The organism is Chitinophaga cymbidii (assembly GCF_007992715.1).
Lineage (GTDB): Bacteria > Bacteroidota > Bacteroidia > Chitinophagales > Chitinophagaceae > Chitinophaga > Chitinophaga cymbidii.
In genome coordinates this window covers 721,090-736,364 of the sequence record NZ_BKAU01000001.1, presented here as the reverse complement: position 1 = coordinate 736,364, position 15,275 = coordinate 721,090, and the positions used below count along the sequence as shown (strand labels likewise).

Below are 15,275 nucleotides of genomic sequence, written 5' to 3'. Positions count from 1 at the left end.
GATAAAAAAATTCCGACACATGAAACGTTTATATGTCGTAACGATATTATGCTACTCGCTAATGAGCTGCACCAAAGATGCGGTGGACGAATATGGTGAGATAAACTATGTCTACCTGGCGAATGACAGCGCAAGCATCAATGAGGTGGTTCCCATTGAATATTCCTTTGCCTTCCATCCGGGGGCGGACAGGGATACCGTGCCGGTGCTGGTAAAGCTGATCGGCAAGCTGAGCGAACAGGACCGGGTGGTCACCCTCGCGGTAGATGCCTCGGAAACAACCGCCCAGGCAGGCGACTACGAACTGCCGGCTCCGATGGTGCTGCGCGCCGGGCGCGCGGTGGATACCATCGCCCTGGTGCTTCACAACTCCGATCGCCTGAAAACGGAGAAATTCAAGATCAGGCTCATGCTGAACGAAAATGAACATTTCCGGCTTGGGCCTCCCGCCAACCGGTACATCGACATTACTTTTTCCGACATGATCGCCCGGCCGGGATGGTGGGACAATGTTGTTGAAACCAATTTCCTGGGCAGGTATTCGGACAATAAATACCGTCTTTTCATTGAGGCTACCGGCGTAGCGGATATGACCGGCCTGTCGGAAACCGAGCAAAGAGCCTATGCGATCATCTTCCGCGATTTTCTCGCCCGCGGCCGGGAAAATGGAGAAGTATATGAAGATGAAAATGGTCTGATCAATGTTTCGCCAAACTTATTCTGATACCCATGAAACAAACAAAACTATATAGCCTCATAATGGCGCTGTTCCTGCTGGCTTCCTGCTATAAGGACAAAGGCAACTATACTTATGATGAGCTTAATAAAGTAACGATCGTATTTGAAGGCGGCAATTTTTTGAGCCCCAGGGCCAGCGATACGCTGCACATCCAGCCACAGCTCATCTATCGTGGCGATACGGTACCGAGCAGCACGCTGGCGGAGATATTTTCATTTACCTGGTATTGCAATGGCGAGCAGATCAGCACGGGCCCCGTGCTGGATTACGCCGTACGCGACCTGACCGGCATACGGCCTTATGTGAAGGTGAAGGTGGTCAACAAAAAAGATGAATCTACTTTCCTGGAAGGATTTTATGTGGATGCCATTCCCGAGTACCTGACCGGATGGGTGGTATTAACGAAAAAAGACAACCGCGGTATCATTTCTTTTATAGATCCGGTCACATTTGAGATAACGGCGGATTTTTATACCACCATCTCCGGAAATGAGCTGGGGCCTGATGTCCTGGAAGTGAAAGAGCACTGGATGGCGGGCTCGGGGCTGACCAACCCGGGAAATATCCTCATCGTAAGAAATGATGACGGCGGTAATATAGAGCTGGACGGCACCAACCTCGGACCGCTTTACAACACCAATAATTTCTTTCTCGGGAACACGCTGCCAACCGATTTTCGTCCACGCGGAGAGTTTTACATGTGGGATTACAGCATGATGCTGGACGATAACGGGAACATATACACGCGGAAGCATGTAAACAACGCATTTTCCCAATCCGGCGTATATCCCAACAAACCCATGTTCATACCCAACGGTGTGAAATTCGACAAAGGCTGGACCGGCACTTACCTGAGCGGGCAGACCATCCTGTATGACAAAACAAAAGGCCAGCTTTTCCTGGGCTCGGACCGGGGCCTTGTACTGCCGGTGAACTATATGCCCGGCCCTCCCGTTCCTCCCGGCACCACCCTCATCAACGCCATGGATAAGGAATTGGTGTATGTGGGCAGGTTGCAGCAGGGGCGGTTTACCTCTTCTTACTACCTCGTGTTCTTTGACGGCACCCAGCATTTTGTGCAGAAGATCATGGTAATAGACCAGTTTTATACGATACAGGCGCTGTTCATGTCTGAAACCGCCTTCGGTGCGGGCACGGCCAACACGGAAAGTGTTTTCTGCCAGCTGCCCCGTATCGACAACTATCTCTTTTATTCAGGCGGCAGCGGAAACAAAACCCTGTACCTCTATGAACAGGGACCGGCAAGGACCTCCGAATATTTTTCCTTTGATTCCCCCATCAGAACGATCACCGCCAGCCAGAACCAGATCATGGGTGTTCACACTCATGATCAGCTGATGGTGGGATTGGAGAATGGTGATATGTATATTCTTGGCATCCTGTCAGACCAGATAGCCGATCCTTCCCGCCGCCTGATAAAGAAGATCGAACTGGGCGAAGGCGTGCCGGTAAGCAGCATGTACAAGATGGGATTTGGCTTTACTCAAATGTAAACGATATATGAAGCAACCAATTATAAAAGCAGAACAACTATCGCATCGTTATACCGCTCAATGGGCGATCCGTGATATCGATTTTGAAATTCCGGTCAAAGGCATATATGGATTGTTAGGGTCCAACGGATCGGGCAAGTCTACTATGATGAACATTTTATGTGGGGTACTGAAGCCCACGAAAGGAGATGTTTTTATTAACGGCATTGATATCCGCAAGGACGCGATCACCGCCAAAAGCCTGATGGGGTTCCTGCCGCAGCGGCCTCCGCTGCACATTGACCTGACCATTGAAGAATATCTCACGCACTGCGCCGGACTGAGATTGATACCGCGCAAAGAGCAGGGGCGTGCGGTGGACAAAGCGCTGGACCAATGCGGCATCACCCATTTCAGGAAAAGGTTGATACGGAATTTGTCAGGCGGTTACCAGCAGCGGGTAGGCATCGCGCAGGCCATCATCCACAATCCCCAGCTCGTAGTGCTGGACGAGCCTACCAACGGTCTTGATCCCAACCAGATCGTAGAGATACGGAACCTTGTCAAGCAAATTGCACAGGAAAGAACGGTGATCCTGTCCACCCACATGCTTTCAGAAGTGCAGGCCGCCTGCAACTACATCCTGATGCTGGCCGAAGGCCGCGTGGTGTTCTCCGGCAGCGTGGAAGAATTTGACCGCTACGCAGCGCCGGGCACGATCATACTCACCATGCTGGAACCAAAGGGAGTAGAGGAATTGAAGCGGCTGCCGAACGTAGTGGATGTGGAATCACTGGGCGCGGCGCGGTACCGGGTGAAAGTAGGCAGCGTGGATGACATGCTGGAAACGATCATCGGCCAGAGCGTTCACAATGGCTGGCGCCTCAAGGAGATCAACGCAGAGAAAAATTCGATGGACACCATTTTTGCTGAATTGTCTAAAAAACAGATTCGGTCCTGAACATAGAAAATACGATAATGAAACAAATTATAAGAATCGCCCGTACCGAATTACAGCTGCTTTTTTATTCACCCATCGCATGGCTTATCCTTATTGTATTCACCATCCAGGCCAGCCTCGTGTTTACGGGCGCCCTGAGCGGATTCGTCAATTTCAAGGAAATGGGATATGAATTAAAAGGCGTTACACTGAACCTGTATACCGATCCCTGGCAGGGATTCTATGCAAGATTGCTCGGATATCTCTATTTCTATATACCCTTGCTCACCATGGGCATGATGAGCCGCGAGCTGAGCAGCGGTTCCATCAAATTACTGTATTCTTCACCGATCAGCGATGCCCAGATCATTTTCGGGAAGTTCCTGTCCATTGCGGCTTACGCGCTGCTGATGACCGGCATCGTATTCCTCTTTACGCTATACGGCGCTTTTGTAGTGGATAAATTCGACTTCCCCGCCACACTGACCGGCTTGCTGGGCGTGTTTTTGCTGATCTGCGCTTACGGCGCCGTGGGGCTTTTTATGTCCAGCCTCACCTCTTACCAGGTAGTTGCCGCCATGGGCACCTTTGCCGTTTTTGCCGTGCTGAACTACACCAACCAGCTGTGGCAGGATGTGCCTTTTGTCCGTGACATCATGTTCTGGCTCACGATGGGGGGCAGAACGAATGAATTCATCGGTGGTATCATCAGCAGTGAAGATGTAATTTATTTCCTCACCGTTATCGGTCTTTTCCTGGGGTTGTGCATATTCCGTTTCCGCGCTGTGCGCCAGAAAACCCGGCCGTCTGTTTCCATGGGCCGTTACCTCCTGGTGATCGGTAGTGCGGTGGTGATCGGCTACCTGAGCTCGCGTCCCGCATTGATGTATTTTTACGATGCTACCAGGACGAAGTTGCGCACGCTGACCAAAGCCAGCCAGGATATTGTGAGTAAAGCGGAGGGCGGTTTGACGATCACCACCTACTCCAATGCGCTGGACGAAGACCGCTGGCTGTGGATGGGCATGCCCAGGGCAGAGCTGGACGATATGCGCCGTTTCAGGGAATATCTGCGGTTCAAGCCGGAGATCAAAATGAAGTATGTACGCTATTATGCCAAAGGCAGAAACGAGAAATCGTTGAACAACCGCTATCCGACGCTGGACGATAAGGGCCGGATGGGAAAGATCGCCCAGGTCTACGGTGTGGACTCCGCCTTGTTCCTGCCGGTGGACGAGATCGGAAGCATTAAGGAAACGCTGGCCGCAGAACAATTCCGGTATGTAAAGGTGCTGAAGCGCGACAACGGGCAGCAGTCCGTACTGCGCGTTTTTAACGATGCGATGGGCTTTCCTTCCGAAGGGGAGATCAGCGCCGCCATTAAACGGCTGGTGACTACGTTGCCCAAAGTAGGATTTGTAGAGGGGCATGGTGAGCGGGATTGCATCAAAGAGGGCGACCGCGATTATAACAAGTTCGCCAGGGAAAATACTTTCCGCTATTCCCTCATCAACCAGGGCTTCGACTTCGAACAACTTTCTCTCGACAACGAGGTGCCGGCGCACATCAGCATCCTGGTGATCGCGGACGTGAAAACAGCCCTCCCGGACCTTCACCTGGAGCACCTGAAACAATACATTGCCCGGGGCGGGAACCTGCTGATAGCAGCTGAACCCAAACGGCAGGGCACCATGAACGTTATCACGGAAATCTTTGGCGTACAGCTGATGGAAGGCAGGCTGGTAAAGCCCAGCAAGAACTTTCAGGCTGACCTGATATTTACCCGTCCAACCAAAGAAGCCGGCGACCTTGCGGATGCTTTTGGCTCCATTCACCGCAACAAGCAGGTAGTAGTAATGCCATCAGCAGTGGGCCTCCAATACAATGCCGCGGCTGCGAACGGCTATACCGTTAAACCTTTGTTCATAACCGATTCCACCGGCGTATGGAACGAACTGGAAACGGTTGATTTTGTAGATGACAGCGCAACCTTGAACCTTGCCGCGGGCGAAACGGAAGCCGCTAACATGGCTACTGCCATTGCGCTCAGCCGTAAGGTCAATGAAAAGGAACAGAAGATTATCATCCTGGGAGATGCCGATTGTATCAGCAATGGAGAACTTGGTCATTCGCGCAAGGATATTATGGCGGGGAATTTCATGCTGATCGCCGGGTCTTTCAACTGGCTGTCCAACTACGACGCACCGGTGGATGTGAGCCGTCCGCCATTTACAGATAACGATATCAAGATCGGGAAAACTGGTTTCAGGATTTCCAAAATAGCGTTCACCGGTGTTTTACCGGCTGTGATGCTAATCAGTTACCTGATAATATGGTTCCGGCGGAGAAGACAGTGATCTTTTTTTCATCATAGTTATAAAGCAGGGTATTTGCCCTGCTTTATGCTTTTAAATTATCTCCATTAAACTCCTAAAATTGCACAAATTAGGAGTTTTTGGGATTTCGGCTCCCAAATTAGCCTGAATTCCTAAAAACTCCTAAATTTGTAAAAATTAGGAGATATTATGAGGCTTCCTGAACCTACTCCGTTGATTCCCAGAACGTTTAATTTTGGAGACGTATTGAATGAATTAAGTAAAATGGGGAAATTTGAAGAATTTCTTACTATCGTCAATAGTAAATATTACTACTATGACAAATGGAAGTACAGGGCTCAGGAATGGGGGATATCCCCAAAAAAACTTTGGGGTACCGTCAAGGCTCACCGCAGGATATCCAATAAAAGGCTGACTGTAGGAGGGCTTTCTGCGTTGGAATTCCTCATTGGCTCGCCCTCCAAAATTCAACAGTATCTGCACGAATTTGACCTGAACCTCGGAGGGTCGTTACAAGGTGAAATGATTATTCCTGCGGAAGACAAGGACAGGTACCTTATTAGTTCGCTGATGGAAGAAGCCATTGCATCCAGTCAGCTGGAAGGAGCTGCGACCACCCGGAAAATTGCCAAGCAAATGTTGCAAAGCAACCGGAAGCCCCAGAACCATGCGGAGCAAATGATCGTGAATAACTACAATGCGATGCAATGGATCGTTAAAAACAGAAGCACGCCGATAACCTTGCCAAATATCAAACACCTTCACGCTGTCTTGACGAAGTCTACATTGGCCGATACAGGAGAAGAAGGTGAATTCAGAAAAGACGATGATGTCAAAGTTGTAGATGTTCAAACAGGAGCTGCGATTTACACTCCTCCCAAAGCAGTGGATATTGATCAGCTAATGGCCGCATTTTGTGATTTTGCAAACGATAAGGAGAAAATTGATTTCTTTCTGCATCCCATAACCAAAGGGATCATCCTGCATTTCCTGATCGGTTATATCCATCCTTTCGTAGATGGAAATGGAAGAACAGCCAGAACAATTTTTTACTGGTATCTTTTAAAGCATGGTTATTGGTTGATTGAGTTCATGTCTGTATCCAGGATTATTCTATCTTCCAAGGCGCAATATTCAAGAGCTTATTTACACACAGAACAGGATGAGAACGATCTGACCTATTTTGTACACTATAATTTAAGATGTATCCATCTGGCATTAGAGGACCTGAAGCGGTATATCAAACGAAAATCGGAGGAAAAGCAGAGCGCAATGAACATGTTGCGGTCAACGAGTTTAAATGAACGGCAGATAATATTGGTGCAGGAAGTGATGCGGGTGCCAACAACTTATTTTACCGTGAAGCAGGTAGAAATTAAATTTGGTATTAGTAACCAGACCGCCCGTAATGATCTCAACGGCCTGGTGACTGAAGGTTTCTTTGAAGAACGAAGATTGAGAAATAAAAGCCAATATCTTCCGGTAAAAAATTTTACGAAGAAGATAACCGGCTAAATAAACCGGTCATTTTTTTATTCATTCACTTCAAATGCCCCGATACTCCTCATCCTCCCAAACAAATTACCTCCATAATCCCTCTCCGGATCCCGCACCCCAAATCCCGCACCAGCCGCCGCGCTCCCATCCTCAATACGAAAATCCCCTTCCTCTGCATTCCTGAACAGCGGATCTTTCCCCACCAGTCCACCCGCTTCAGGCGCCGGCAGTGATGGCCCGCTCCATGCGCCATTCCCGGTATGCACCCACAGGTTATTGGAAAAAGTAAAGCTTTCCGCCGCCGTGCCGGGGCCAATACTGCAGACGGTACGCACCTGTTCATCGATGCAAACAATATTATTGCGAAAGATATTATCCCCGCATTTCACGAAGCGCGTAGTATCCCTGTTTTCCTGCAGAATGCGGATGGCCCATCTGCCCGGTTTGTAAATGGTATTGTTCACCACTTCCGAGCGGATGCATCCCACGAATGCCACCGGCACGTCCGAACCGATGAACACATTGCTGTACACTTTCAGGTCCGCTGCTTCCCAGGTGGCGTTGGCCGGCCTGAAAAAAGCCAGCCCGGTGCTGCCGCCAAGATTGATGGCCCTGCTGCCGGCATTCCTGAACATACAGGCTTCAATGCGGATATTGCTGCTGCCACCTTTCATCTGCACGGCATTCGCCCCCATGTTCTCAAAGCGGCACTGTCGGATGAGGCCGTTATGACAGCCCACCATGTCGATGCCGCTGCCGCCGGGTGAACCGTTGAGGAACGTGCAGTGCACAATGGTAAGGTCATCCACGCCCGATAGTTTAAGGAGGTCGTTATTGCCGGTGGCGGCCATATCCCGGAATGTACAATGTTGCAATACGATATGATGCGCCGGAGAGGTATAAGTGCCGCCATCATCCAGATTGAGGCCATTGCCTTTTTGCCCGGCAAATACAAATCCCTCGATGTGCAGGTAAGCCAGGTCGCTCCCTCTCCAGGCTGTGTTCCCGCCTTCAAACAATACTGCCCCGCTTTTCTCCGCTATGATATATATCCATTTGCCCGGTGCGCCCTGCAATCCCTGTAATGACTGATCACCACGATACGCGCCATTGTGCACGAGTATGGTATCGCCGGGAACAGCTGTTTTTGCGGCGGCGGTAATATCCGCATAACGTTGTCCGTGGCCGGTATGCAGTATCGTGGCGGACAGAGGGCCATACAGGCAGGCAAGGGGAAGCAAGAGAATGAGCAGTCGCATGGGAATGAGCGTTTATTTAAAAGTAGATCAAAAAAAGGCAACCTTTTTTTATTTATCCGCGTACTGGTTTATTCCGCTCCATGTCTTTGCGCTACTGCTGTTGTAAAGACCGCCTGGCGGGCAATTCCCCTCTCTGCCTATTACGATTTTTTTTAACCACCAAATCGTGATTACTATGAAAATCAGTACCACAAAGGCCGCGCACCTCTTCCTGCGCAGTATGATAGTCGTCTTGCCGCTGTTCATCCACAGCTGCAGGAAACCTGATTTCAGGCCGCCTAAAGCCATAAGCCTGGAGCTGGTGGCGGACAACCTGGTATCTCCGCTCGGTGTGGTGGAGGCGCCGGACAACACCAAACGGCTGTTCATCCTTGACCAGGTGGGGAAGATCTGGATCGTGGATGCCAACGGCAACAGGTTGGCAACGCCCTTCCTGGATGTAACCGGCGCGATGGTTGCGTTAAATCCGAATTACGATGAACGCGGATTGTTGGGGTTTGCGTTCCACCCGGACTACCGGACCAACGGGCGGTTCTTTATTTACTACAATCTTCCTCCCCGCCCCGGAGGCCCGCAGGCAGGCGCTTCATGGAACAACCTGAGCCGTATCGCGGAGTTTAAAGTGTCCGCCGATCCCAATGTGGCAGACATGAGCTCGGAGAAAATTCTTTTCGATATCGACGATCCGCAAGGCAATCATAACGGCGGTACGCTGGCGTTCGGGCCGGACGGATACCTGTACATTGCTATCGGCGATGGCGGCGCGGCAAATGATGTGGCGCCGGGGCATGTAATGGACTGGTATGCTGTAAACGCCGGCGGTAACGGGCAGGATGTAGACTCCAACCTGTTCGGCGACATTCTTCGCATTGATGTCAACAACGGCAGTCCCTACGGTATCCCGGCCGACAACCCGTTCGTGGACAAGCCGGGCCGCGATGAGATATATGCTTACGGCTTCCGCAATCCTTACCGTTTTTCTTTTGACATGGGCGGCAATCACTGGTTATATGCTGGCGATGCCGGGCAGTCGCTGTACGAAGAAATAGATGTGGTGAGGAAAGGAGGAAACTATGGATGGAACGTAAAAGAAGGAACACATTGTTTTGATGCGGCCAACAATACCGTAGAGCTGCCGGGCTGTCCCGTTACCGATTCAATGGGAAACCGGCTGATAGATCCCGTCATTGAAATGAATAACGCGGACAATCCAAAAGGAGGCCGGGCTACTACCATCATCGGAGGGAATGTTTATCGCGGCCGTGAAATACCCGCGTTGAAGGGGAAATACCTGTTCGGTACTTTTTCCCAACCCGGCAATGTGCCCAACGGTGAGCTGTTTGTTGCTGATCCCCGCGGTGGTGAAGGATTGTGGGATTTTACGGAAGTGGCATTGAAAGATCATCCGGACGATATCGGTTATTATCTGAAAGGTTTCGGGCAGGATATGGAAGGAGAAGTATACCTGACGGTTTCCAGTGTTGCAGGCCCCTCCGGTACTACCGGAAAAGTATTTAAGCTGGTGCAGGAAAAGGAACACGGGCATAAGGATGGAGGTAAGAATTATTAACAGGAAAAAAAGGGGCTTTCTGATGATAAGGGAAGCCCCTTTCACATAGCCATGCGGCTGTTCATACTTTTCCTCGCAAACCGGATAAAGTGTGCCCAGTCGAATAACGTCATGTCGTGTTTCCCTTCCCGGTTGTGATATCCGAGCGGCGGCACTTCCACCGCCACGTTCATTGCCGGGGGCTCGTCCGGCAGCGATGAACGCAGTCCGTACAACCGGTACACCTGCTCCGCATGCTTCAGCGACAGGAATGTTCCCTTTGGGTCTGCCCAAAGGTCTTTAGTGGCATTGGTGGCATACAGGGGTCTTGGTGCGATCAACGCAATGAGCATATGCTGGTCTACCGGCAGTGCATTTTCGCGGTCGTTATATTTTTTGTAGTTGTTATTGAACCAGTGCGGGAAGGTGGTGTTGATCCTGCTGATCCGCTCCCCAAATTGCCGGCGGGCCAGCGCCGCGCCGGAATTACCGGAGCAGTTGGTGATACATAGCGCAAACCGCTGATCTTCCGCGGCGGCCCACAACGCTGCTTTGCCTCCGCGGGAATGACCCACTACGGCCACCTTCTTTGCATCTATCAAAGGCTCCGTTATAAAGTAATCCATCACCCGTGCCGCGCCCCAGGCCCAGGCGCCGATGGCTTTCATGCCATTGTCTGTTTGAAGCTGTTCAGGATATAGCCGCAGCATGCCGTTCACATAATTGGTCTTATCGTCAGGAGCAAGGTCGCTGACGTGGAAAGCGGCGATGGCAAAACCACTGTCGATCGCCATCTCCGCCGGCCAGAAAGGGCTTTTTGTTTTCCTGTCCGGGTCGGTATTTTTTTTATCGCGGTTGTTGATCAGGAGGAATGCAGGAACAGGCCGCGGGGCGTTGTTCGGAACAAATAGCACAAGCTGGATGGAAACCGATTGACCTGAACGATACACCGTGATCTTTGTTTCCTTCAGTAATGCCTTACCCTCCATTGCCCGCGGATCTTCCCGCAATACGGCAAAACGGATACTGTCGAACGTACGTGGCATCTGTCCATAAATGTTGTCCTCGAACAGGCGCAGTATCTCTGGCCTGCGGATCTTCTCCCAGGTACGGGCGTTCTTTACCGGACGGCCATCTGCTGCGGTCAGCGGATCGGGCAGCGTGTAGGCAGGAACTTTGGATTCATCATATTGCTGGGCCTGTACGTTCAGAAAGCAGGCCAGCAGCATTAGGGAAAGTGGAATTTTATTCATTCGAGGAAATGCTTGAGAATTAAAATACCATTATTCCGGCAGATTTTCAGCATGTTTCATAACGGATGGGCGGATACGGTTTATTCCCGCGCCGGTTTGCCGGGTAAATTTTTCCCAACCAATGGCGGTATCCACGCTTTCCCGTGTCTAATGTAAAAGACACGTTCAAGCATGCGATCACCACGTTTTATAAAAAACCGTCAATTTTTTGCAGGTCTGCTCTGCTGCGCCTCTTTACTGGCATCCGCGCAACAAAAAGATCTCGTAGCCTATGCCAACACTTTACAAGGCACCAATTCCGAGTTCGCCCTCAGCTACGGGAACACGTATCCCACCACAGCATTGCCTTTCAGCATGCATGCCTGGTCGGCGCAAACAGGTAAGAATGGTGACGGCTGGAAGTACCAGTACAAGGCCACAACCATCCGCGGCTTCCAGCAGGTGCATCAATGCAGCCCCTGGGTGGGCGACTACGCCGTTTTCAGCCTGATGCCGGTAGCCGGTGAGCTGAAAGTAAATGAAGAAGAGCGCGCTGCCGCATTCAGTCATGATGATGAAATTGCCCGGCCGGATTATTATAAGGTAACTTTCGCCAACAAGGTCACCACGGAAATATCCACCACAGAAAGAGGCGCGCACCTGCGTTTTTCCTTTCCCGCCAAAACGCCGGCTTACATTGTACTGGACGGCTACAACGCGCTGAGCGGCGTAAAGATCTTTCCCAAAGAGCGCAAGATCACCGGCTACGTCACCAACGGCCGCTTTATTCCAAAAGGATTCAGGAATTATTTTGTGATCGTGTTCGACCAGCCTTTCGAAGCCAGCGGCACCTGGGAGAATGTAAACAACACCATTTCCGCCGGGAACCTCTCCGCCGAAGCGAACGGCGCGGGAGCGTATATCCGTTTCCGTAACGGCGCGAAAGTGCAGGCAAGAGTAGCATCTTCCTATATCAGCGCGGAACAGGCGGAAATCACCTGGCAGCGGGAACTGGGGAGCCACACCAAACTGGAACAGACGAAAGCCGCCGCCAACAGGATATGGAATACGCTTTTCGGCAGAGTGCTGGTAGAAGGCGGTTCAGAGAAAGATAAAGCGACTTTTTATTCCTGCCTTTTCCGGGCGAACCTTTTCTCGCATCAATTCTTCGAATACAACAGCAAAGGGGAGCCTTACTATTTCAGTCCATATGACGGCAAAGTGCACAACGGCTACATGTACACGGACAACGGCTTCTGGGACACCTTCCGCGCACAGTTCCCGCTCAACACCATCCTGCATCCCACCATGCAGGGCCGCTACATGCAGGCGTTGCTGGACGCACAGCAGCAGTGCGGCTGGTTCCCGGCCTGGTCGTTCCCCGGCGAAACCGGCGGCATGCTGGGGAATCATGCCATTTCCCTGCTGACGGACGCCTGGGTAAAAGGCATCCGTACCTTTGATCCGAAACAGGCGCTGGACGCTTATTTTCATGAAGCGATGAACAAAGGCCCCTGGGGCGGCGCCAACGGCCGCGCGGGCTGGAAGGAATATTATCAGCTCGGCTACGTCAGCTTTCCCGAATCGCACGGCAGCACCTCGCAGACGCTGGAATATGCGTATGATGACTTCTGCGGATACCAGCTCGCGAAGCAGACCAGCAACGAATTCTATCAATACGTCTTCGGCCGTTCCATGTACAATTATAAAAATCAGTACGACAGCATCACCGGCTTCATGCGGGGCCGCAAGCTGGACGGCAGCTGGCTGGAAAATTTCGATCCTTATGAATGGGGCGGTCCGTATACCGAAGGCAACGCTTGGCACTGGCAATGGTCCGTGTTCCATGATGTACAGGGGTTAATAGACCTGATGGGTGGAGAAACGCGGTTTATTGAAAAGATGGATTCGGTGTTTAGCGTGCCGAATAAAGTGAACGTAGGATATTACAAGCAGATGATCCATGAAATGACGGAAATGGTAAATGCGGACATGGGGCAGTACGCACATGGCAACCAGCCGGTGCAGCATATGATCTACCTGTACAACTACGCCGGCCAGCCCTGGAAAGCGCAGGCGCATGCAAGAAAGATAATGAGCAAACTATATAACGCGGGTGAGAACGGTTATCCCGGTGATGAAGATCAGGGACAGATGTCGTCATGGTACGTAATGAGCGCGCTGGGTTTTTACAGTGTTTGTCCCGGTACGGACCAATACGTGATCGGCAGCCCCTTGTTCCCGAAGGTGACGGTGACGATGGAAAACGGAAATAAATTCGTGGTGGAAGCGCGCAACAACAGCCCGGAGAACGTGTATATCCAGTCGGCCACCCTCAACGGCCGGCCCTGGCCGCACAACTGGCTGCGGCATGCGGATATTGTCAATGGCGGTGTGCTCACGCTGGAAATGGGAAACAAACCCGCTACCGGCAGAGGCATTATGCAGGCGGACAGGCCCTTTTCACTGAGCAGGCCGTAAAAATGCGGCGCTGCGATATTTTCGTACCGGCATTAAGAAAATACTGCTAAAACGATTAAATTAGCCTGTAGTTCGAATTCCGCCGATGCGAAAAGATTTTTCCACGTATACCGATGAGGAGCTGTTCCTGCTGGTGAAGCAAGGGCATAAGGAAGCGTTTGAGGATATCTACCGGCGCTTCTGGCAGGAATTGCTGGATGCCGCCTACCGTCGCGTGAAAGTGCAGGAAACGGCGATGGAGCTTGTACAAAGCCTGCTCGTAAATCTCTACCTGAAAAGGGAAACCATTGCTCTCACCACTTCGCTCCGCAACTACCTGCATACGTCCCTGAAGAACAGGGTGCTGAACACGGTGCGCTCGGAACTGGTGCGTAACACTTACCAGCAGCATATGCTCAAAGAAAGTACGCCCTATCAGCCGGATGCCGCCAGCAGCCTGCAACTGAAGGAACTGCAGCAGAAGATAGACGAGTCCTGCGCCAGCATGCCGGAAAAATGCCGGGAAGTATTTTACCTCAGCCGGAAAGAACACCTGTCGTACCAGCATATCGCGCAGCAACTGGATATTTCCGTGAACACCGTTGAGAAACACATGGTGAAAGCATTGAAAATACTGCGTTCGCGCCTGAAAGAATACAACTTCACCCTGTTCTGGTTCCTGGTAGCCTTACTGTTTTTTTAAAGCGCAATGGCGGTAGGACATTTTTCAGGTGTCTAATGTTAGAGAGACTATATACATGAACAACACCCGGCTAAAAGAACTATTGGATAAATATCTGGAAGGAACCGCCACAGCAGCGGAAATCCGGGAGGTAGACGATTGGTATGCGTCTTTCAGCCACGATCCCGGCCTTACGGAACAGCTCACGGACGAGCAGCGCACCGCGCTGGAGCAGCTGCTTTTCATGCGCATCAGCCGGGAAGTGGAGAAAGAAGGGCGGCGCGGAAAGATCATCAGCATATCCGCCCGCTGGTGGGCCGCCGCTGCGGTAGTGTTACTGCTGGCGGTGGGAGGAGGTTTTTACTTTGCGCGTAATGATTCCGACCGGTCCGGCACAGCTGTTATGATAGTAACGGAACAGACAGACAGAAGCGGCATCAAGAAAATATCCCTGCCGGACGGCACAACGGTCTGGTTGAATTTCGACAGCAAAATACGGTACGCACAGGGAGAAAGCCGTGAGGTCTGGCTGGAAGGCGAAGGATATTTTGAAGTAACACCGCAGCAGGGCAAACCTTTTTTGATACACGCCGGCACGCTCAACGTAAACGTGTTAGGCACCAGCTTTAACATCGATGCCTACACGCCGGGCGAAACGGTGACCGTAACGGTAACCAGCGGCAAGGTTGCGGTAGGAAATGACCAGGCAGCTGCCGTCACGCTCGCCGCCAACCAGCAGGCCATCTACCAGGCCGCCGCCAACAGGATAGAAAAGAATGAGATCGCGGCGGATGATTTCAGCGCCTGGAGGCAGGGACAGCTGGTGTTCAAGAAAGCGATGTTCAGCCATATTGCGCAGAAGCTGGAACGCCGCTACAACGCGCGCATCCGCTTTGCGGAGGAACACATTGCCAACTCGCTGCTCACGGCCCGGTTCGATGAGCATGTGCCGTTGAAGGATGTGCTGGACATGTTATGCGATATTTATGGGTTCAGTTACAAATACGATCAGCAAAAGAACGAATTCCTGGTATATGACGGTCAGCCAGAATAGATAACCGGATAGCGTCATCCGGGTGTAGCGATAA

The 15,275-nt window shown here is 51.4% G+C and carries 11 protein-coding genes; 9 read left to right on the top strand and 2 right to left on the bottom strand.

Annotated elements, in window-relative coordinates:
- The first annotated feature begins 19 nt into the window (after nt 1-19).
- From CCY01nite_RS02785 to CCY01nite_RS02765, 5 genes are all read left to right on the top strand, one after another.
- Nucleotides 20-724 carry a DUF4843 domain-containing protein gene (locus CCY01nite_RS02785; RefSeq protein ID WP_186830868.1) on the top strand — a complete coding sequence of 235 codons (705 nt, stop codon included), beginning with the start codon at nt 20-22 and terminating at the stop codon, nt 722-724.
- 5 nt (nt 725-729) lie between these two features.
- On the top strand, nt 730-2,253 hold the full coding sequence (locus CCY01nite_RS02780; RefSeq protein WP_146857771.1) for a PKD-like family lipoprotein: 1,524 nt from the start codon (nt 730-732) through the stop codon (nt 2,251-2,253).
- 7 nt (nt 2,254-2,260) lie between these two features.
- Nucleotides 2,261-3,193, top strand: coding sequence for an ABC transporter ATP-binding protein (locus CCY01nite_RS02775; protein WP_146857770.1), 933 nt, complete (start codon nt 2,261-2,263; stop codon nt 3,191-3,193).
- A 17-nt stretch (nt 3,194-3,210) separates the two neighbouring features.
- Nucleotides 3,211-5,529 carry a Gldg family protein gene (locus CCY01nite_RS02770; RefSeq protein WP_146857769.1) on the top strand — a complete coding sequence of 773 codons (2,319 nt, stop codon included), beginning with the start codon at nt 3,211-3,213 and terminating at the stop codon, nt 5,527-5,529.
- A 168-nt stretch (nt 5,530-5,697) separates the two neighbouring features.
- The gene (locus tag CCY01nite_RS02765) at nt 5,698-7,023 is read left to right on the top strand and encodes a Fic family protein (protein ID WP_146857768.1); all 1,326 of its coding nucleotides are present in this window, start codon (nt 5,698-5,700) and stop codon (nt 7,021-7,023) included.
- A gap of 17 nt (nt 7,024-7,040) precedes the next feature.
- Here CCY01nite_RS02765 and CCY01nite_RS02760 read toward each other — a convergent pair whose 3' ends face one another.
- Nucleotides 7,041-8,264, bottom strand: a complete 1,224-nt coding sequence (locus CCY01nite_RS02760) for a right-handed parallel beta-helix repeat-containing protein (RefSeq protein WP_146857767.1) — start codon at nt 8,262-8,264, stop codon at nt 7,041-7,043.
- Between the two features lie 175 nt (nt 8,265-8,439).
- Here CCY01nite_RS02760 and CCY01nite_RS02755 point away from each other — a divergent pair, with 175 nt between their 5' ends.
- Nucleotides 8,440-9,834 (top strand): PQQ-dependent sugar dehydrogenase, encoded by a 1,395-nt coding sequence (locus tag CCY01nite_RS02755; protein ID WP_222614298.1) that lies wholly within the window; start codon nt 8,440-8,442, stop codon nt 9,832-9,834.
- A gap of 41 nt (nt 9,835-9,875) precedes the next feature.
- Here CCY01nite_RS02755 and CCY01nite_RS02750 read toward each other — a convergent pair whose 3' ends face one another.
- Nucleotides 9,876-11,066, bottom strand: coding sequence for an alpha/beta hydrolase family protein (locus tag CCY01nite_RS02750; RefSeq protein WP_146857766.1), 1,191 nt, complete (start codon nt 11,064-11,066; stop codon nt 9,876-9,878).
- 171 nt (nt 11,067-11,237) lie between these two features.
- Between CCY01nite_RS02750 and CCY01nite_RS02745 the strand changes: the two genes are divergently transcribed.
- The 3 genes from CCY01nite_RS02745 (at nt 11,238) to CCY01nite_RS02735 (ending at nt 15,241) form a co-directional block, all read left to right on the top strand.
- On the top strand, nt 11,238-13,526 hold the full coding sequence (locus CCY01nite_RS02745) for a GH92 family glycosyl hydrolase (protein WP_146857765.1): 2,289 nt from the start codon (nt 11,238-11,240) through the stop codon (nt 13,524-13,526).
- Nucleotides 13,527-13,611: 85 nt separating this feature from the next.
- Nucleotides 13,612-14,208, top strand: a complete 597-nt coding sequence (locus tag CCY01nite_RS02740) for an RNA polymerase sigma-70 factor (protein ID WP_146857764.1) — start codon at nt 13,612-13,614, stop codon at nt 14,206-14,208.
- 55 nt (nt 14,209-14,263) lie between these two features.
- Nucleotides 14,264-15,241: a FecR family protein gene (locus CCY01nite_RS02735; RefSeq protein ID WP_146857763.1), complete on the top strand. Its 978-nt coding sequence runs from the start codon at nt 14,264-14,266 to the stop codon at nt 15,239-15,241.
- Nucleotides 15,242-15,275 lie beyond the last annotated feature (34 nt).